Source organism: Pseudoalteromonas sp. UBA6610, from assembly GCF_002433295.1.
GTDB lineage: Bacteria > Pseudomonadota > Gammaproteobacteria > Enterobacterales > Alteromonadaceae > Pseudoalteromonas > Pseudoalteromonas atlantica.
This window is the reverse complement of the sequence record NZ_DJHW01000063.1, coordinates 32,191-51,694: the sequence shown is the minus strand read 5'-3', so window position 1 is coordinate 51,694 and position 19,504 is coordinate 32,191. Positions and strand designations below refer to the sequence as shown.

The 19,504-nt window shown below is 41.8% G+C and carries 21 protein-coding genes; 8 read left to right on the top strand and 13 right to left on the bottom strand.

Features of this window, described 5'->3' with window-relative positions:
* The 5 genes from B4F91_RS08510 (at position 1) to B4F91_RS08490 (ending at position 6,215) form a co-directional block, all read left to right on the top strand.
* Positions 1-1,176, top strand: a complete 1,176-nt coding sequence (locus B4F91_RS08510) for a phosphoglycerate kinase (RefSeq protein ID WP_004586081.1) — start codon at positions 1-3, stop codon at positions 1,174-1,176.
* A 203-nt stretch (positions 1,177-1,379) separates the two neighbouring features.
* Positions 1,380-2,444, top strand: a complete 1,065-nt coding sequence (gene fba, locus B4F91_RS08505; RefSeq protein WP_004586082.1) for a class II fructose-bisphosphate aldolase — start codon at positions 1,380-1,382, stop codon at positions 2,442-2,444.
* A 634-nt stretch (positions 2,445-3,078) separates the two neighbouring features.
* Positions 3,079-3,768, top strand: a complete 690-nt coding sequence (gene phoB, locus B4F91_RS08500; RefSeq protein ID WP_004586083.1) for a phosphate regulon transcriptional regulator PhoB — start codon at positions 3,079-3,081, stop codon at positions 3,766-3,768.
* 58 nt (positions 3,769-3,826) lie between these two features.
* A complete protein-coding gene (phoR, locus tag B4F91_RS08495; RefSeq protein WP_004586084.1) occupies positions 3,827-5,134 on the top strand; it encodes a phosphate regulon sensor histidine kinase PhoR in 1,308 nt (435 codons plus the stop codon).
* A 115-nt stretch (positions 5,135-5,249) separates the two neighbouring features.
* Positions 5,250-6,215, top strand: coding sequence for a PstS family phosphate ABC transporter substrate-binding protein (locus B4F91_RS08490; RefSeq protein WP_004586085.1), 966 nt, complete (start codon positions 5,250-5,252; stop codon positions 6,213-6,215).
* A 92-nt stretch (positions 6,216-6,307) separates the two neighbouring features.
* On the opposite strand, the gene B4F91_RS08485 is transcribed toward B4F91_RS08490, so the two are convergent.
* The 8 genes from B4F91_RS08485 to sfsA all read right to left on the bottom strand — a co-directional run bounded on the left by B4F91_RS08485 (position 6,308) and on the right by sfsA (position 12,657).
* Positions 6,308-6,550, bottom strand: coding sequence for a hypothetical protein (locus B4F91_RS08485; RefSeq protein WP_055252799.1), 243 nt, complete (start codon positions 6,548-6,550; stop codon positions 6,308-6,310).
* A gap of 30 nt (positions 6,551-6,580) precedes the next feature.
* Entirely contained in the window at positions 6,581-7,429 is an 849-nt protein-coding gene (panC, locus tag B4F91_RS08480; protein ID WP_273608402.1) for a pantoate--beta-alanine ligase, read from the bottom strand.
* Entirely contained in the window at positions 7,429-8,223 is a 795-nt protein-coding gene (gene panB, locus B4F91_RS08475) for a 3-methyl-2-oxobutanoate hydroxymethyltransferase (RefSeq protein ID WP_024033191.1), read from the bottom strand. Before panB ends, panC begins: the two co-directional genes overlap by 1 nt.
* 30 nt (positions 8,224-8,253) lie before the next feature.
* Positions 8,254-8,739, bottom strand: coding sequence for a 2-amino-4-hydroxy-6-hydroxymethyldihydropteridine diphosphokinase (gene folK, locus B4F91_RS08470; protein WP_029773910.1), 486 nt, complete (start codon positions 8,737-8,739; stop codon positions 8,254-8,256).
* A gap of 4 nt (positions 8,740-8,743) precedes the next feature.
* Complete coding sequence (pcnB, locus tag B4F91_RS08465; protein ID WP_286937768.1) at positions 8,744-10,075, bottom strand: polynucleotide adenylyltransferase PcnB; 1,332 nt, start codon at positions 10,073-10,075, stop codon at positions 8,744-8,746.
* A gap of 234 nt (positions 10,076-10,309) precedes the next feature.
* Positions 10,310-11,254 (bottom strand): tRNA glutamyl-Q(34) synthetase GluQRS, encoded by a 945-nt coding sequence (gene gluQRS, locus B4F91_RS08460; RefSeq protein WP_024033189.1) that lies wholly within the window; start codon positions 11,252-11,254, stop codon positions 10,310-10,312.
* A 16-nt stretch (positions 11,255-11,270) separates the two neighbouring features.
* Positions 11,271-11,714 (bottom strand): RNA polymerase-binding protein DksA, encoded by a 444-nt coding sequence (dksA, locus tag B4F91_RS08455; RefSeq protein WP_004586092.1) that lies wholly within the window; start codon positions 11,712-11,714, stop codon positions 11,271-11,273.
* Positions 11,715-11,940: 226 nt separating this feature from the next.
* On the bottom strand, positions 11,941-12,657 hold the full coding sequence (sfsA, locus tag B4F91_RS08450) for a DNA/RNA nuclease SfsA (protein WP_096739155.1): 717 nt from the start codon (positions 12,655-12,657) through the stop codon (positions 11,941-11,943).
* A gap of 120 nt (positions 12,658-12,777) precedes the next feature.
* On the opposite strand from sfsA, the gene pepB reads away from it, so the two are divergent.
* Both pepB and B4F91_RS08440 read left to right on the top strand, forming a co-directional pair.
* Positions 12,778-14,073 (top strand): aminopeptidase PepB, encoded by a 1,296-nt coding sequence (gene pepB, locus B4F91_RS08445; RefSeq protein ID WP_054982768.1) that lies wholly within the window; start codon positions 12,778-12,780, stop codon positions 14,071-14,073.
* Positions 14,074-14,255: 182 nt separating this feature from the next.
* The gene (locus B4F91_RS08440; protein WP_004586095.1) at positions 14,256-14,822 is read left to right on the top strand and encodes a phosphoribosyltransferase; all 567 of its coding nucleotides are present in this window, start codon (positions 14,256-14,258) and stop codon (positions 14,820-14,822) included.
* 144 nt (positions 14,823-14,966) lie between these two features.
* Here B4F91_RS08440 and B4F91_RS08435 read toward each other — a convergent pair whose 3' ends face one another.
* Positions 14,967-15,623 (bottom strand): Crp/Fnr family transcriptional regulator, encoded by a 657-nt coding sequence (locus B4F91_RS08435; RefSeq protein WP_004586096.1) that lies wholly within the window; start codon positions 15,621-15,623, stop codon positions 14,967-14,969.
* Positions 15,624-16,109: 486 nt separating this feature from the next.
* Here B4F91_RS08435 and B4F91_RS08430 point away from each other — a divergent pair, with 486 nt between their 5' ends.
* Complete coding sequence (locus tag B4F91_RS08430; protein ID WP_004586097.1) at positions 16,110-16,340, top strand: YgjV family protein; 231 nt, start codon at positions 16,110-16,112, stop codon at positions 16,338-16,340.
* Between the two features lie 50 nt (positions 16,341-16,390).
* Here the strand turns inward: B4F91_RS08430 and B4F91_RS08425 are convergent, their stop codons facing one another.
* The 4 genes from B4F91_RS08425 to B4F91_RS08410 form a co-directional block, all read right to left on the bottom strand.
* On the bottom strand, positions 16,391-17,068 hold the full coding sequence (locus tag B4F91_RS08425; protein WP_004586098.1) for a FlgO family outer membrane protein: 678 nt from the start codon (positions 17,066-17,068) through the stop codon (positions 16,391-16,393).
* A 119-nt stretch (positions 17,069-17,187) separates the two neighbouring features.
* On the bottom strand, positions 17,188-18,843 hold the full coding sequence (locus B4F91_RS08420) for an amidohydrolase (protein ID WP_286938004.1): 1,656 nt from the start codon (positions 18,841-18,843) through the stop codon (positions 17,188-17,190).
* Positions 18,844-18,974: 131 nt separating this feature from the next.
* The gene (locus tag B4F91_RS08415) at positions 18,975-19,211 is read right to left on the bottom strand and encodes a calcium-binding protein (protein ID WP_004586100.1); all 237 of its coding nucleotides are present in this window, start codon (positions 19,209-19,211) and stop codon (positions 18,975-18,977) included.
* An 8-nt stretch (positions 19,212-19,219) separates the two neighbouring features.
* Positions 19,220-19,456 carry a calcium dependent protein gene (locus B4F91_RS08410; protein ID WP_024033183.1) on the bottom strand — a complete coding sequence of 79 codons (237 nt, stop codon included), beginning with the start codon at positions 19,454-19,456 and terminating at the stop codon, positions 19,220-19,222.
* Between the last annotated feature and the right edge of the window lie 48 nt (positions 19,457-19,504).

Sequence of the window (19,504 nt, the reverse complement as noted above, 5' to 3'; positions counted from 1 at the left end):
ATGTCGGTCATAAAAATGGCAGATTTAGATTTAAACGGCAAGCGCGTATTAATTCGTGAAGATTTAAATGTACCAGTTAAAGCAGGTAAAGTGACCTCAGATGCACGTATTCGTGCTGCACTGCCTACTATTAAGCTAGCTCTTGAAAAAGGCGCTAAAGTAATGGTTATGTCGCACCTTGGTCGCCCTACGGAAGGCGAGTACGATGACGAATTTTCACTTGCCCCTGTAGCCGATTACCTAAACGATGCACTTGAGCAAAATGTACGCCTTGAAAAAGACTACTTAAACGGCGTTGAAGTTGCCGATAACGAAGTAGTTGTATTTGAAAACGTACGATTTAATAAAGGCGAAAAGAAAAACGACGAAGCCTTATCAAAACAACTTGCTGCACTGTGTGATGTGTATGTAATGGATGCATTTGGCACCGCTCACCGCGCACAAGCGTCTACTCATGGCGTTGGCTTATTTGCAGATGTTGCCTGTGCTGGCCCGTTATTATCAGCAGAACTTGAAGCACTTGGTAAAGCACTAGATAACCCAGCACGCCCATTAGTGGCCATTGTAGGTGGTTCTAAAGTATCAACTAAATTAACTGTTTTAGACTCGCTTTCAACGATTGTAGATCAGCTTGTAACAGGTGGCGGTATTGCTAATACCTTTATTGCTGCTGCGGGTCATCCGGTTGGTAAATCACTTTATGAAGCTGATTTAATGGATGAAGCAAATCGTTTATGTGCAGCAGCTAAAGCAAACGATGGTGAAATTCCGGTACCGACTGATGTTGTAGTAGGTAATGAATTTTCAGACTCTGCAGTCGCTACGCTTAAAGATGTAAGCGAAGTAACAAGCGATGACATGATTTTTGATATTGGCCCTGATACAGCCAGCCAGCTTGCAAAAATTATTGCAAACGCCGGTACTGTTGTATGGAATGGCCCAGTTGGCGTATTTGAGTTTGATCAGTTTGGTAATGGTACACGTGCTATTGCTCAGGCAATTGCTAACTCTAATGCGTTTTCGATTGCAGGCGGTGGTGACACTTTAGCGGCAATTGATAAATACGGCATTGCCGATAAAGTATCTTACATTTCTACCGGTGGTGGTGCGTTCTTAGAGTTTTTAGAAGGCAAAAAACTTCCAGCAGTAGAAATGCTAGAGTCGCGCGCTAAATAATAAATTTTTAGCCGCATTAGGTGAGGGGAAACCCTCACCAACGATTAATTATTAAATACCTCTCACCCTTATTTAATAGTTAATTAAGACAAAACTAAGCAGTGTAAATTGCTTTATTTTGTGGCGCAGTGATTGCGTCAAACTAACATATCCGTTCAAACTAGATGGCAGGAGACTGCTGTCGATAAATTGGAGAATACCCAATGGCTTTAATCAGTATGCGACAACTTTTAGATCATGCAGCTGAACACGGTTACGGCGTTCCAGCCTTTAACGTGAATAACCAAGAGCAAATGCGCGCAATAATGGAAGCGGCTGATAAAACAAACAGCCCAGTAATTGTTCAAGGATCAGCAGGCGCACGTGCTTATGCTGGTGCTCCATTTATCCGCCACATGATTTTAGCAGCCGTTGAAGAATGGCCGCACATTCCAGTAGTAATGCACCAAGATCACGGTACCTCACCCGGTGTTTGCCAACGCTCAATTCAACTTGGCTTTTCATCAGTTATGATGGATGGCTCATTAATGACTGACGGAAAAACCCCATCAAGCTACGAATATAATGTAGAAGTAACACGCGAAACCGTGGCTATGGCACATGCTTGTGGCGTATCGGTAGAGGGCGAGCTAGGTGTACTTGGCTCACTTGAAACCGGTGAAGCGGGCGAAGAAGATGGTGTAGGCGCAGAAGGTAAACTAACTACTGATCAAATGCTTACCGACCCAGAAGAAGCCGCTGATTTTGTAAATAAAACCCATGTTGATGCCTTGGCAATTGCTTGTGGAACATCGCACGGTGCGTACAAATTTACGCGCCCACCCACAGATGACATTTTAGCGATTGATCGTATTAAAGAAATTCACGCACGTATCCCGAACACGCACTTAGTAATGCACGGATCGTCGTCTGTACCACAAGAGTGGTTAGAGATCATAAATCAATACGGTGGCGAAATTCCTGAAACGTATGGCGTACCTGTTGAGCAAATTGTAGAAGGGATCAAATACGGTGTACGTAAAGTAAATATTGATACCGATTTACGCCTGGCCTCTACCGGTGCTATTCGCCGTCATATGGCGCTTAACCCATCTAACTTCGATCCGCGTAAATACCTAGCAGAAGCAACTAAAGCAATGACAGAGATTTGTGTTGCGCGTTACAACGCGTTTGGTACGGCTGGTCAAGCAGGTAAAATTAAGCCAATTTCACTTGATGACATGCACCTTAAATATTTAAGTGGTGAGTTAGACCCACAAATTAAATAATGATCTTTGATTAATAAATAACGTTATAAAAACCAGCTGGCGTAATCCAGCTGGTTTTTTTATACCGCAAAGCACTGGGATCACTGTTGTACCAACTTAATAAAATGGGATCACTGATTTACTAACCGCCCCGCATTTGGATCATTTATTTACCAACTAGCGCATAAATTTACGCCACGTTAGGCGCTCAATTAATCAGATCGTTTTTTATTTGTACAATAGATCAGGTGCTTAGTTGTTTGACTAAGTATAACCGTGATCCCAAACCCGATCGGCTTAGTAAAAATCTGATCTTTTTATAGGCTGCTTAGTAAAAAACAGATCTATTTTTAACCACGTAATCACATCTTCCAGTGCAAACTCAGTTTCGTACCTGGTTTTTTTACTGTGTTAGTAAAGTAATGATCCCGCCATGAATATCTACTCAGAAATAAAACTGTCATCTTTTTGTAAATATGTTTTGATTAACCGTAATTTGCAAAATAGTTTTAAAAATATGACGTTAATGAGGTTTTTTGTCACTATTTTGTGTTTTTTTTACCAGGATTTTAATTTACACGTTACACTTTCATAAAAATGTCATACTTAGTCATAATAATGAAAACTAATTCGATAGCGTAAGAGATAATTTGGAATGTCACGTAAAGTACTAGTCGTAGATGATGAAGCTCCTATCAGAGAGATGTTAGTTTTTGTTTTAGAGCAAAATGGATTTCAAGCAATTGAAGCAGAAGATTACGATTCTGCAATTGCAGCTATGGTTGAACCATACCCAGATATGGTTTTACTCGATTGGATGTTACCAGGCGGTAGCGGTATTCAAATTGCTAAGCAATTTAAGCAAAGTGAATACACACGCCAAATTCCAATTATTATGCTTACAGCCCGCGGCGAAGAAGAAGACAAAGTACGCGGCCTAGAAGTAGGGGCAGATGACTACGTCACTAAACCTTTTTCTCCTAAAGAGTTAATGGCTCGCATTAAAGCGGTTATTCGCCGTGTATCGCCTACCTCATTAGAAGAAGCCATAGAAGTACATGGCTTGCGTTTAGACCCAATATCGCACCGCGTTACCTCTGAGGGAAGCGAGCTTGATATGGGCCCAACCGAATTTAGATTATTACATTTTTTTATGACTCACCCAGAGCGTGTTTATAGCCGTGAGCAACTGCTTGACCATGTTTGGGGAACTAATGTGTACGTAGAAGACCGTACAGTTGATGTGCACATACGTCGTTTACGCAAAGCGATTGCACCGCTGGGGCATGATCGCTTAGTACAAACAGTACGTGGTGCAGGTTATCGTTTTTCTAGTAAATTATAAGGTACCGCAGCTAGGGTGTGAGTACGCATAAATTACTACTCAAAGGTAAAGTGAGTGTATGTATCGAGTTATTAATAAACAGGCGTTAGTAAAACGTCTGTTTATCTATTTTTTACCCCTGTTATTAGTTGGTGTGCTTATTGGTGCACCTTTTTTGCTTTTATTTTTAGGCACTTCTTCTCTTTTAGTCTGGCATTATCATCAACTTTATCGCTTAAGCGATTGGCTTTTAAATCAACGTAGCTTTAACCCACCAGAGGGCGAGGGTGCGTGGGAACAAGTATTTGAAGGCATTTATCATTTACAGCACCGTAATCGTAAAAAACGCAATGAACTGGCCGATTTAATTCGTCGCTTTCGCGATGGAGCTGAAGCCGTACCCGATGCCGTAGTGGTGTTGCAAAGTGATTTAAGCATTGTTTGGTGTAACCAACTTGCACTTAAAGTATTGGGGCTACAGTGGCCGACCGATCATGGCCAGCGCCTAGATAACCTAATACGCGAACCTAAATTTGCCAAGTACATGCTGCGCGGTGAATTTGAAGAGCCATTAGAGCTTGATAACGGGCATATTGTTGACCAAGTGCTTGAATTTAGGGTAATGCCGTATGCCAACACGCAGCTTATGGTGGTAGTACGTGATGTAACACGCCTAAAGCAGCTAGAGCAAATGCGCAAAGACTTTGTTGCCAATGTATCGCATGAGCTGCGTACGCCGCTTACGGTTGTTACTGGCTACCTTGAGATGATGGATGGCGATATGATGCCACCGCCTGCAATGTGGAATAAAGCGCAAAATACCATGCTTGAGCAATGTAAGCGTATGGACAGCTTAGTTAATCAGCTTTTATCTCTTTCGCGTATTGAAGGGGCGCGCAGGCAAGACAACGACAAAGCCATAAATGTGCCGCAAATGCTCAACTACATTAAAACCGAAGCGCAGTCTATAAACCAAGATAAAGGCCATGAGCTTATTTTTGATATAGATAATGAGCTTGATATTAAAGGCTCTGAAGATGAGCTACGCAGTGCGTTTTCTAATTTAGTATTTAACGCTATACATTACACTAAAGCGGGCGGAAAAATTGTTGTTACCTGGCAGCGTAAAGAGGGGCTTGCGCACTTTAGCGTAAATGATAATGGCGATGGTATTGCACCAGAGCATATAAATCGTTTAACTGAGCGCTTTTACCGCGTAGATAAAGCAAGGAGTCGCACAACCGGTGGCTCAGGTTTAGGCTTAGCAATTACTAAACATGTGCTTACACGCCACGATAGTAAATTAAATATAAGCAGTGAGCTTGGTAAAGGCTCGTGTTTTTCTTTCGACTTTTCAAAGGATAAGCTTGTTAACTTAGCAAGTTAAAGGCAATAAAAAACAAAGTCATAAAAGTGTCATTTAAGAGTAATGTAACTGTCATCTACTCACTTTACAGTAGACGACAGTTAGGAAATGGGACGAACAAATCGGAGAACCCCGCATGAAATTTAAAAACTTAGTTGCCGCAATGGGTGTGGCTGTTACAACATTAGTATCTGCACAGGCTGTTGCTCTTGACGACGCAATTCCTGAATATCAAAAAATTAACGGCGTTTCAGGTAACTTTTCATCTGTAGGCTCTGATACTTTAGCTAACATGATGACTTTTTGGGCTGAAGAGTACAAACGTATTTACCCAAATGTAAATATTCAAATTCAAGCGGCAGGTTCGTCTACTGCTCCACCAGCGCTTACCGAAGGCACCTCTAACATGGGTCCTATGAGCCGTAAAATGAAATCAAAAGAAATCGAAGCGTTTGAAAAACGCTACGGTTACAAGCCTACAGAAGTGCGTGTAGCGATTGATGCATTAGCGGTATTTGTGCACAAAGATAACCCAATTGAAGGCTTACGTATTGACCAAGTAGATGCTATTTTTTCATCTACTCGTAAATGTGGTGCGTCTGAGCAAGTTAACCGCTGGAGCGATGTTGGCCTAACGGGCGACTGGGCTGCAAAAGACATTCAATTATACGGACGTAACTCTGTATCAGGTACTTACGGTTACTTTAAAAAGAAAGCACTGTGTAAAGGTGACTTCCGTAACAACGTAAATGAGCAACCAGGTTCAGCCTCTGTTGTACAGTCAATCTCATCTTCATTAAACGCGATTGGTTACTCAGGCATTGGTTACAAAACGTCGGGTGTACGTACGGTTCCTTTATCTAAAAAAGGCACTAACTACGTAGATGCAACGCTTGATAATGTTGCTAAAGGTAAATACCCACTTTCTCGTTTCTTATACGTTTACGTGAACAAGCACCCTAATAAGCCGCTTTCACCAATTGAAGCTGAGTTCTTAAAAATGGTACTTTCTAAAGACGGTCAAAAAATCGTTGAAAAAGATGGTTACGTACCACTATCTGCTAAGTTAGTAGAAGCAGAGCTTAAAAAGTTAGGTTTATAATTTAAACCCAACCAATAAAAAACCGCTCAATGAGCGGTTTTTTTGTGTGTAAAATTTTAAAGCGTAAAGCAGACTAAGTTACTAAAAAGCGATTACAGATCAGTCAGCTTTTGCGCTTGTGCTTTACACTGATTATAGCTCTCTACACATTTGGCAGAGCACACTTGCTGTTTTAAACCTTTGTCAATCGATTGCTGATCGCAACTATTTTCGCACTGATAGTTTTGTTGTGCGCATTGGTTTAACTCAGGGTTTTTCACTTGATTTTGGCAAGCTGCTAACAATGAAAATGAAAATGAAAGGGCGAGGGCACTCGTTTTAATAAATGTTTGCATGCTTATCCTTAACGTTGAACTGCGCTTTTGTTAAATCTCAACTTGTAAGTTGTCGATTAATCTAACATTGCCTAAAAAGGCGGCAGCTAAAATAACAAGTTGTGTATCATCAAGTGTAGCAGCTTTTAGTGTATCTCGTTGAGCTATCTCAAAATAATCAGGCTTTAAGCCGGCTTGCTCTAAACTAAGCTGTGCGCTTCGCTCAAGTGCTTTGTAATCGGTATTGCCTGCTTTGAGCTGCTCAGCGCAGCTGTTTAGTGTTTTAAATAATGCGGTAGCCGTGGCTTTTTGCTCTGCAGATAAATAGCCATTTCGCGAGCTCATAGCTAGGCCTGAAACTTCACGCATGGTCGGTACACCAACAATTTCAACAGGAATTGATAAATCGCGTACCATGGTTTTAATCACTTGCAGCTGCTGAAAGTCTTTTTCGCCAAAGCATGCATAATCTGGTTGTACTAAATTAAATAACTTAGTCACTACCGTGGCAACGCCTCTAAAGTGTCCTGGGCGCGTGCCGCCACAATACCCCATAGATACGCCTGGTACATCTACAAAGCTTTGCTCACCAAGCCCATTTGGGTAAATGGTGTCTACGCTTGGGGTAAACACAATATCGGTGTTTAAGTCGGCTAAGCCTTGTTTGTCTTCGTTTAATGTACGCGGGTAGCTATCTAAATCTTCGTTGGCACCAAATTGCATTGGGTTGACAAAAATACTCACAACCACTTTATCGGCCATTGTTTTTGCCTTTTCAACCAATGAAAAGTGGCCGCGGTGTAAGTTGCCCATGGTTGGCACTAAAGCCACGCTTAAACCTGCTTGGCGCCAAGCTTTAATTTGACTACGTAATGATTTAATTTCAGTAATTGACTGCATTATTTAAACTCATGTTCGGCGCTTGGAAATGCGCCACTTTTAACGTCTGAACAATATTTTTTAACTGCATCTGGCATGTTGCCAGTTTCCAGTAAAAAGTTTTTAGAAAATTTAGGAATGTATCCTGCCGAAATACCGACTAAGTCGTGCATTACCAGTATTTGGCCATCCGTTACATTACCTGCGCCAATACCTATGGTAGGAATGGTGACGGCATCGGTAATGCGTTTAGCGAGAACACTTGGGATACACTCAAGCACTAATAATTGGGCACCTGCGGCTTCTAGGGCTTTTGCATCATCAATCATTTTTTGCGCTTTGTCGTCTTCGCGGCCTTGAATTTTAAAGCCACCAAATACGTGTACTGATTGCGGCGTTAATCCTAAATGGCCGCAAACAGGAATCCCTTGCTGCGTTAAACTTTTAATGCTGTCGTAAAGCCATTCACCGCCTTCAAGTTTTACCATATTAGCGCCTGCACGCATTAACTCTGCTGCATTTTTACAGGTGTCGCTAACGTTTGAATAGCTCATAAAGGGCATATCGGCTATTACAAAAAGCTCACGGCTGCCACCGCGTACACAGCGGGTATGATAGGCTATATCTTGATTGGTTACGCCTAGGGTATCGTCGCCACCTTGCAGCACCATGCCCAAAGAATCGCCAACTAAAATAACGTCCACACCGTTATCATGAAATAACTTAGCAAAACTGGCATCGTAAGCGGTTAATGCGGTGATTTTGTTATTTTCTGCTTTCATTTTATTTAAAGTAGAAACGGTTATTTTAGACATAATATCCTCGCAGGCATAAGCCTTGGTTAATTACAGAGGTAATTGTTGTAAGTCGTTGAGCGGTAAGTCTTGCGCAATGGTTTTTAATGCAATGCCGCTTGGTAAAATCAGTTCTGGGGCAAGCTCAAGTAAAGGGTAAACTACAAACTCACGTTCGCACAGGCCATAATGTGGCACAGTTAAGCGCTGGGTATTAATCACTTGCTGACCAAACAGTAAGGTATCTATATCGAGCGTACGCGGCCCCCAACGTTCGGCTTTTCTTACCCGTCCATGTTCAAGCTCTATGGCTTGAGTTAAATCAAGTAATTGCTCAGGTTCAAGCGCGGTTTTAATACACGCTACGGCATTTACATAGTCGGGTTGATCTTGTGGGCCCATTGGTTTGCTTGCATAGTAATGCGATACACTTATAAATTCACAATGAGGCAGCTTTTTAAGCGCACAAACGGCGTTATCAAGCTGCTCTTTGGGTGAGTTTAGGTTGGCACCTAAACCCAAATATACACACTGCATGCAATTACTCAGCTGGCTTTTTAGTGGTGCGACGGCGCGGACGTTTACGTGGTTTTGGTCCACCTTGGTGGCCTAGGTTTTTTACCATTTCTTTTTGGCCATTAATATCTAGGCTCAAGTATTGTGTCCACCACTGGGCAAGCTCACTATGTTGATGCTCACCGGCATCCACACGTAATAATAAAAAGTCATAAGCGGCTTTAAATCGTGGCTGCTGGGTAAGTCTGTAAGCGCGTTGGCCGGCACGTTTATCTAAGCGTTGCTGTATATGCCAAATGTCGCGTGCGCCTAAGGTAAAGCGTTTAGGTACTGCTATATGCTGGGCATTTTCGCTCAGTACTTTATTCATGGCTTGAGCAAAGGCATCAAAGTAAGACAGCTGTTCTTGTTGTTTAATTTTATTTGTGCGCTCAAGCAGCGGAAACCACATTAAAGCAGCAAATATAAACGCAGGCGTTACTTTTTTATCTGCATTAATGCGTTTATCGGTGTTTTGAAACATTTGCTGAATAAACGCCGCTTCTAAGCCGTCAGGGTTTTTATCTAAAATTTTATCAAGCACCGGAAATAACGACTTAAACAAGCCGTATTGGCGTAGCATTAAATAGTTAGCTTCGGCTTTACCGTTTAAAAACAGCTTTAGAACTTCTTCAAATAAACGCGCTGGCGGTATGTTATCAAGTAGGCTGGCAAGCGCAGTAATTGGCTTTTCGCTTTTTGGCGCTATGCTCATATCAAGCTTAGTTGCAAAGCGTACCGCACGTAGCATACGTACAGGGTCTTCGCGGTAGCGGGTTTCTGGGTCGCCAATTAACTCAATTTGTTTTGCTTGTATAGCCGCTAAGCCATTGGCGTAATCGTATATACAAAAATCGTTAATAGAGTAATACAGCGCGTTGATAGAAAAATCACGGCGCTCGGCGTCTTCTTCAATGCTACCAAACACGTTATCGCGCAGTAACTGCCCGTGCTCGCTTGATTGGCTAATATGGTTTTTGTCTTCTTGCGCTTCGTGGTGCCCGCGCATGGTGGCTACTTCTATAATTTCGCGACCAAAAACAATATGTGCTAATCGAAAACGACGACCAATTAGGCGGCAATTTCTAAATAGTTTTTTAACTTGCTCTGGGGTGGCATTGGTAACAACGTCAAAGTCTTTTGGTTGTTGACCTAACAATATATCGCGAATACAACCACCTACAAGGTAAGCGTCGTAACCACCGTCTTTTAAACGGTAAAGTACTTTGATTGCATTTGGGCTAAATTGTTTACGTGAAATACCATGTTCGCCGCGTGTTACAACAACCGGTTCATCACTTGTTTGAGTGCTTTGCACATCGGCATTTGGGCCGATTATTTGCCTGCAAAATTGAAAAAGCTTGGAAATAATAATCTGTCTCCTACAGAAATGATGATTGGCTGGTCATCGCAATCAAAAAGCACATAAATTAGGTATTATAGTGCGGTGCTTTGTATTTATTGTAAATAGCCTCTATTTAGGCGGCTATCATATACCAGCGCGGTATAAAAATTAAGTTGATGGACTGAAATTAAGCCGTTTTTAAGTTTTTTATTTGCTTAAATGCGTAAATTTAGTGCTGTTTGGATGTTGCCCTTGCGAAATTTGAATTTCGGGTATGTTTGGCACCGCTGTTAAGCTAAATTCGTTAATAGCCCACGCCATTAATTGCTCTACAGACAAATCATTCAATTGGCTATGCACAGGTAAGTTTAAAAATTCAAACGCATCAATAAGCGCGGGCTTTGGGTTGTCTGTGCTAATAGCGGGCGCATAATTTTGTTTAGAGAGTTTAAAACCAGGCTCGGCCACCGCAAGGGGTAAATGTGCGTATTGGGGAATGGGCGCATTAAGCTGTTTAAATAAACTGATTTGCCGTGCTGTAGGCTCGATTAAATCGGCGCCACGTACCACACGATTAATACCTTGCTCAATGTCATCAATAACCACCACCAGCTGGTAGGCAAATAATCCGTCGCTGCGCTTTATTATGTAATCTTCATGGGCTAATGCACTATTTACAGTAATATCGCCTTGAATCAAATCGTTAAAATGGCATGTTGGGTGCTGTTGGCTAAGACGAAGTGCGCCTTGCTCTGTTGATAAGTTAAGTGTTTTGCAGTGACCTTGGTAAATGCCACCCATGGCTTTTATTTGTTTGCGAGAACAGCGACAACCATATACACATTGTTGGTGGATCAGCTTGTTTGTTACCTCTTGATAAAGAGGTAGGCGCTGAGTTTGATAAACAACGGATTCGTCCCAGTAAAGGCCGTAGGCTTGTAAGGTATTTAGAATATGGGTGTCGGCATTTTTAACCACGCGGGTGGTGTCTATATCTTCAATGCGCACTAACCATTTACCCTGATTTACTTTAGCATCAAGGTAGCTGCCCACAGCCGCCACAAGTGAACCAAAATGAAGTGGCCCAGAAGGAGACGGTGCAAATCGACCGCGATAGTCACGCTTTGGCGTGGTAACGGCTGTAGGAGACATAGTTAACTAATTTTAATTAACCGCGCCCAGCTTGTTTTTCTTTAATTTCTGCAAGGGTTTTACAGTCTACGCATAAATCTGCAGTTGGACGCGCCTCTAAACGACGAATACCAATTTCGATTCCGCATGACTCACAAAAGCCAAAATCATCTTCTTTAATTAAGATAATTGTTTTTTCAATTTTTTTGATCAGTTTACGTTCGCGGTCGCGAGTACGAAGTTCTAAAGAGAACTCTTCTTCTTGCGCAGCGCGGTCAACTGGATCAGGAAAGTTGGCAGCTTCGTCTTGCATATGCGATTTCGTGCGGTCAACTTCATTACGTAAGTCGTTACGCCACGCTTCTAAAATCGCTTTAAAATGAGCACGTTGTGCTTCATTCATATACTCTTCGCCCGGCTTTTCTTGGTATGGTTCTAAACCGGCTTGAGCCAATAAACCATGTCTTTGTTGGTCTGGCATAACTCTCTCCTAAATCCTTAATTTAATGCCTCAGCATTAGCCGGCGGTATAAATAGCAGAATCTTATACCCTAGGCAAATTTATTTTTTAATTAATCGAATTAGCTTCAACCAGTGTGTTGACTAAAAAGGCTCATATTTTGATTTTGATGCTTTATTAATCGTTATTTCGGTATTTAAACTTGCCTAGTTATATGGGCATAAAGTTTAAAAGCAAGTTAAATTTTTTATTTAAAGGCCACTTTCTCACTAAGCGTTACTTCACTTGGCGAAATAGATGCCTTATAAGCGTATACCTCCACGCCTTTTTTAATCGCGTGGTTTAATAAGTCGCTGTATTTTTTATCTATGTGGCTTGCTGCACTCACCGTATTAATACCTTGGTGTAAAACAGCGAACAGTAATACTGCGCGGTGGCCTTGTTCGATCATTTCTATTAATTCGCGAATGTGTTTTTGCCCACGCACGGTTTGCGCATCCGGAAAGTAGCCTTGCCCACTTTGTGGTGCGGTTTCGCTTAACAAGGTGACTGACTTTACCTCTACATAGCAAGCGGGTTTATTGTCACTGGTGAGTAAAAAGTCGATACGGCTGTTTTCGCTGCCGTATTTTACTTCACTTTGAAGCTGCTCATAGCCGTTAAGCTCTGTAATAACCTGGTTGTTGATAGCCTCTTCGACCACTTTATTTGCCACGGCGGTATTAACACATATTAACTGCGAGAGGGAGTTTTGAGTGAGCTCTAACGACTGAGGGTATTTTCGTTTACTGTTATCGCTGGTTGAATAAAAAGCGCTAAAGCCAGGCTCTGCGCAACCTGTCATTTTACCAGTGTTGGCGCAGTGGGCGGTAAATTCAGTTCCATCGTTAAGTTGGAGGTCGGCTAAAAAGCGTTTATAGCGTTTTAATAACGTGGCGGGCTGTAAAGCTGGGGTGTATTTCATTTAAATTCCAATGCTAAACGCTGCAGATGCGTTGGTTTATGTTATTTATCTCAAGCTGTTGGGAACTTGTACTCACTATAGTAAACTCGGTGGCACATTTAAGTGTAAGGGTATTCTAACATGAGTGAAAAATTTGTTGTTCAACTAAGCGAGCAAGCAGCACCAAGCCATTGGGGCGAAAACGCGGCGTTGTCTTTTAACGAGCAAGGCGCAACGGTTCATTTATCTGAGCAAGAAACATTAAAAAATGTTCAAAAAGCGGCGCGAACAATTGCAAGCCAAGGTGTTAAACAGGTTGAGCTTGCGGGCGATACATGGTGCACAGAAAGCCAATGGGCTTTTTACCAAGGGTTTGTAACACCTAAATCATTACATGGTGTTGAATTTGTTGATAACGCACAATCAGATCTAAACGAGCTGGCGCATTTAAAAGCCTCAGCTACGTGGGCACGAGAAATGGTAAACGGCACAGCGGATGACATTTACCCTGAAAGCCTTGCTGAAAAAGCCGCCGAATTTATTCAATCGTTAGCGCCTGAACACGTAAGCTACCAAATTATTAAAGGCGATGCGTTATTAGAGCAACAGTGGATTGGTATTCATGCTGTGGGCCGTGGCTCTGAGCGTCCACCTGTTTTACTTGAGCTTGATTACAACCCTACAGGCGATGAAAACGCGCCGGTAAGCGCAGCGCTTGTAGGTAAAGGTATAACGTTTGACTCTGGTGGTTACTCAATTAAATCTAGCGAAGGTATGCTAGGAATGAAGTGCGACATGGGTGGCGCGGCAACGGTAACAGCGGGTTTAGCACTGGCTATTAACCGCGGTATAGAAAAACGCATTAAGCTGTTTTTATGCTGTGCAGAGAACTTAATTTCGGGCCACGCTTACAAACTAGGTGATATTTTAACCTACAAAAATGGCACAACCGTTGAAATTGTAAACACCGATGCTGAAGGGCGTTTAGTGCTTGCCGATGGTCTAATGGCTGCAGGCGAAACTGGCGCAGAGCTAATTATCGATGCGGCAACACTAACCGGTGCTGCACTCGTTGCTGTAGGGCAAGAGTACAACGCATTATTTGCCCTTGATAAAGAGCTGGTACGCGAAGTAGAAGACTTTGCATCGCAAGAAATGGAAGCTGCATGGCCTCTTCCGCTTGAAAAATGGCACCAGCAAAACTGCCCATCTCCATATGCTGATACGGCAAATAGCCGCGCTCAAAAAGGTGGCGGTTACGGCGGCGCATCAAATGCAGCAGGCTTTTTATCTCGCTTTGTACCAAATGATGGTAAAGGTTGGGTACACATTGATTTAGCTGCAGCATTTAATATGGGTAGCACTAGCCAATGGGCTGCAGGTGCAACTACGCAAGGTATGCGCACAGTGGCACGTACATTGTTAGAAAAAGCTTAATAGTACGTAACTAAGCGTTTAATACATAAAATAGGCACCAATTGGTGCCTATTTTGCTATTTGCAGGCAAGCAATTTATTTTTATTTACGGTAAAATCCTTCGCCAATACCTGTTTGGGTGTTTAATTATTGGCTAAAGTGCCTACACTCAAATGTTATACTCACCACTGGGGTTCTAAACTATGTCAGATAAGTGCTACATCACAGCTCAACAGCTACTTGAAGATTCATTCCGCGTAGCGGCACAAGTTTATAAAGATGGCTTTCGTCCAGACTTTATAATTGGTATTTGGCGAGGTGGTGCACCTATTGGTATTGCTGTGCAAGAATACTACGATTACAAAGGCATTGAGACTGATCACATTGCGGTGCGTACGTCGTCTTATTACGGTATTGGCAAGCAATCTAAAGAAATAAAAGTACACGGCCTACACTACATTGTAGAAAACGCTAATGCTGGTGACTCACTGCTTATTGTTGATGATGTGTTTGATTCTGGCCGCAGTATATTTGCACTAAAAGAAAAGCTTTCTGAGCTTATGCGCTTAAATTTACCACGCGATATTCGTGTGGCATGTCCGTACTATAAGCCTAAAAACTCAAAAGTAGAGATGGTGCCAGATTACTTTATTCATGAGTCAGAAGAGTGGTTAGTGTTCCCGCATGAGTTATCGGGTTTAACGCCAGATGAAATAATTGAAGGTAAATCTGATTTAGTAAATATCCAAGATATTTTATTAGATAAGTAATTGCCTAAGCGTTAAGTAGGAATTTATTTGCGCGGGGGCGTGTTTGTGCACTCGTTTTAAATAAATTATTGCTATAGCGCAGTGCTAATAAATAGCACAAAAACTAAAAAAGGCCATTACGGCCTTTTTTTGTGTCTGATTTTTTTACAGCTGCGCAAAACTGTCTACATAGTCACTTAAACTTTGTGTATCGACCGCTTTTAGCCCATGGGAGCTGCGCTGCACTAAGCCTTTTTCAACAAGCTCGGTAACTACGCGACGATAAGCTCGCTCAGTGGTTGCAAAGCGCTCTGCTTCGGCGTTAACGGTTGGGTATGCGCGCAGTAGCGTTGGGTTATTGTTCTCGGCGCGTAGTAAGCAGTCTTTAGCTATGTTGTAGCTTAAAGGCAGCAGTAACTTATCTAAATTAATTTTTTGGTTTTCTTGAAACTTAGCCGCAATGGTTTGCGCGGTATATAAGCTCAGCTCTGGCTTTTCGAGCAGTAATGCTCGCCAGTGGCGAAGCTCTATTAAATTATAGGTTACATCGCTAAAACAGGTGACCGTATAAATACATGGGTTATTGTTTAGTGCTTCTATTTCACCAATTAGGGTGTTGTTGCAATCTAATTGGCCTAATAATAGGCGGCGTCCGTTACCTACATCATAACTAAATGAAATAGTACCGCTGCGCACCAGCACAAGTTTACTAAGTGGTTGATCTTGGTGGATCAGCACTTCTTTTTTTGATTGTTGATAGCTACTCCCTGCAAAAGTGAGTAATTGTTCAACAAGGTAACTAGAAAAATGGTATTGAAACATCAATATGCTCTTCGGACAATTGTCCTATTTATTACACCTTAATGACGATATTATTAAGGCTCTAAGAATTTACGCTAACTTGCTACTGTATTTAGCCTTGCTAAGTACGTAATACCTTCATTTCCCGTGTAATGATTTAGGAAGCTATTGGCTACAACCAATATACTTTTTAAGGTTTTTTAAGCAAGTTAGTTTTTTTATTTTATACCAATCAGCCTAATTAAGTGAACAATTTTAAGGCTAGGAAAACGTGTTGATAGCTAGGCAAAAAATCGCTATTTAGTCGTTCTCGGCAATTGCTCCTGTATTGCTCTACCTTCTGCATCCATGCAGTCGTAAATGAGCATTTTTTAACGCAGGTAGCGACACGTTTAGCCCCACAAAATGATTGAGTATTATTGCGAATTGGTATTAAACGTTGTAACACTGACAAGTGCCACACGTTAGCATTGGCGTAATGCTAACCTAAAGGGTAGGAGAGAACAATTGAGTTGGGAATATTTAGGTTATATTGCATCAGCTTTCTTGGTTGCATCGTTAACAATGACCGATGTAGTAAAACTGCGTTGGTATAATATGTTTGGTTGTATTGTATTTACTATTTACGGTGTGGCTATTGGTGCAGTGCCTGTTGCGTTTACTAATGGCTTATTAGCGCTGGTAAATATGTACCATATTATAAAGCTCTACCGACAGCCCAAAGTCAAAGAAGCGTGAAGCTAAAAATTCAAAAAAAGGGTTAACATTTAAGTTAACCCTTTTTTGTTTTAAAGCACCGCGTCTAAAACAATGCCATCAGTTCTACGAGTTGGATAAAGTGACTCAACAACAAAGCTTGGGATAAATCCTTTAGCCGATGAGACCACTACTTTAGACTTTGCCCCAATAATACGAGCGTTAACTATTACACCACGATTCGTGTAAGTTAGAGTGCCTGATAAAGTGTATTCAATATGTGGGTAACCTTTAATTTCTTTACCATTACGACTAAACGAGAAATCACCTAACGGGGTTACATGCACAGCGCCTGTGTGTTTGTAATCAACTACCGATAAGCCAAACTCCTGCATTTCAGTAATAAAGCTTTCAGCCAAGTGATTACCAAATATATTTGTGGTTTGTAAATTGTCATCTAAATTCACAAACGAAGTAATTGCAACAGGCGTTCCACTGTTGATGTAGTTCATATTCTCAATCAGCTTCATTGCTAATTGTTCTGTATAGTTACTTAATAATTTACTGCTGTTAATAGGGCGGTAGTTATTTTCTGGGAACTGCCAGTTATTTACGCGTGGCTGATGAACGTCTGTGTAACGATTATGGCTATTGTGATGGCCAATATTATTATGCGAAGCGTGGCCATTATAAACTGGGTGAGTAGAGCATGCACTAAGTGATAAAGTAAAAAGAGCCGATAAAGTAAGAGATAGTTTTTTAGAAAACATGTTTTCTTCCTGAAACATAAGAGATTTTTAAATTCCCTCACTTATCGACACACTTTTTAATTACTTTAGTAAATATCCATAATTACTTTGTTTATTTTTAAGTTTGTATACTTTGTAAGCTATTCTTTTTTAAAACGTAATTCTCCAGCTACCCAAGTCTGTAAAACCTGTGTTTTATAAATCTCATCGACAGGGGCTTTAAAATAGTCTTTGTCTATTAAAATAAAGTCTGCCCATTTTCCGTTTTCTAAGCTGCCTATTTTAAACTCTTGGTGCGCTGCATACGCGCCGCCGAGGGTAAACGCTCTTAGGGCTTGTTCGCGGCTTAGCACTTCGCTTGTGCGCCAGCCGTTCTCAGGCAGCATATTATGATCCATACGGGTAATGGCTGAATACAAGCCATCAAAAGGGTTTGCCAGCTCTACTGGGTAGTCAGAGCCTGCTGCAATCACAGAGCCTTGCTTTAAAAATGTTTGCCATGCATATGCGCCTTGTAATTGGCTATCGGTTAAGCGCTGCTGAGCCATATGCATATCTGAGGTGGCATGCACAGGCTGCATAGATGGAATGATTTTAAGAGCTTTGAAACGTGGAATGTCATCAGGGGTGACTATTTGCGCGTGTTCAATACGGTTACGCAGTAACATACCGCCCGTTTGCTTAAACACGTTTTGATACGCATCAAGTACCACTTTATTTGCCTTATCACCAATTGCATGGGTGTTGGCGCTAAAGCCATTTTTGAAGCTTAAAGTAAATAATTCCTCAAGCTTGGCTTGGGTTTCTAGCATTAGGCCGTGGTGGTTTTTTCTATCTGCGTAGTCATCAATTAGCGCAGCCCCGCGCGAGCCTAATGCGCCATCGGCATATACTTTTACACTACGGATAGACATAAACGATGCAGCATCTTGATAGCGCCCTGCCTTAAGCATGTGCTTTAAATCGGGGCTAGCAGCACTTAGCATGGCGACTATTCTTAGTGGCAAATTACCTTGCTCGCTGCGCTCTTTGTAAACTTCCCAGGTGGTTTTATCGATACCGGCATCGTGAGTAGAGGTAATGCCTAAGCTTAATAAGTGCGCGCCTGCGGCATCTAACGAGTCGCTTATAGCTTGTTTTGAAGGGGCGCTCATATGCTGGGTAATTAACGACTCGGCCTTATCAACAAAAATACCAGTTGGATTCCCAAATTCATCTTTAATAATTTCGCCGCCGTCAGGGGCTTGAGTTGCTGCGGTAATACCGGCCAGCTCTAAGGCTTTGCTGTTAACCCAAATTGCATGGCTGTCAACGCGCGAAAGTACCACTGGACGGTCATTGACTACTTTGTCTAAGTCTTTGGCGGTAGGAAAGCGCGTGTCGCTCCACAGCTCTTGGTTCCAGCCTCGCCCTAATATCCAGCCTTGTTTATTTTTCGCAAATTGCTCTAACTTTGTGGTTATTTCAGCGACCGATTTAGCGCCGCGTACATCAAGTTGCGATAAGTTATCGCCAAGGCCAATTACATGCCCGTGAGCGTCAATCAACCCTGGCAGTAACGTATTACCTTTGGCATCAATAAGTGTGGCATCAGGAAAAGTGTTTTTAAGCGTATCATCTCCAGTTTTAACAACTTTACCGTTTTTAATCACTAAAGTAGAAAACGTTTGAATACCACCTTGGTATAAGGGAGTGTAACCATTAGCGTTGTAAATGACCTGCGTTTGCGCAATCGCAGTGCTGCTTACAAATAAGCCGGCAAGCAGTAGTGGGTTAAATAGTTTTTTGAGTTGCATAAGTTGGTTATTTTTTATTGTTAGTAAAATAACACTAGCAAACTCACTTTTAGAATACCAATATGTTGAGGTAGATAGCTTAAAAGCGTAAGGGCTGTTAAAAATTTAGCGCTTACGCTTATAAAAAAGAGTTACTTACTGGCGTATATGCCATATTCCGAAAGGGTAAGTCTGCCGTCTTTATCTTTATCATAACTTGAAAAACGCGACCAAAGGGCGGGGTCAATGGCGGTTTCTGAACGGGTTAAAAAGCCATCGTGGTTACGGTCAAACTTTTCAAATTTATCGGCAACTTCTGTACTTTGGCCAAGGCTTACATCGCTAAAAAGGCCCAGCGCAACAAGCGCTAAATAGCTTACGGTCTTCATACTTATACTCAGTAAAGGTTATTGGTTAAATAGTCTTTAAACTCAAGAAGCGAGATTTGTTTGTCTTGGTTTTTATCCCAGCGAGTAAAGGTGCTGAGTAGCTGAGGCTGTGGCTCTAATTCGTCTTCTGTTAAGAAGCCGCTTTTATTGGCATCAAGGTGATCAAAACGTTGTTTAACATCTAACGCAACAGCATTAAAGCTGATCATGGTAATAGCGATAACACTAAAAAAAACACACTTCATGGTTTTCCTTCCAACATACAGTGTTTGTAGATTAATAAAAAAAGCACT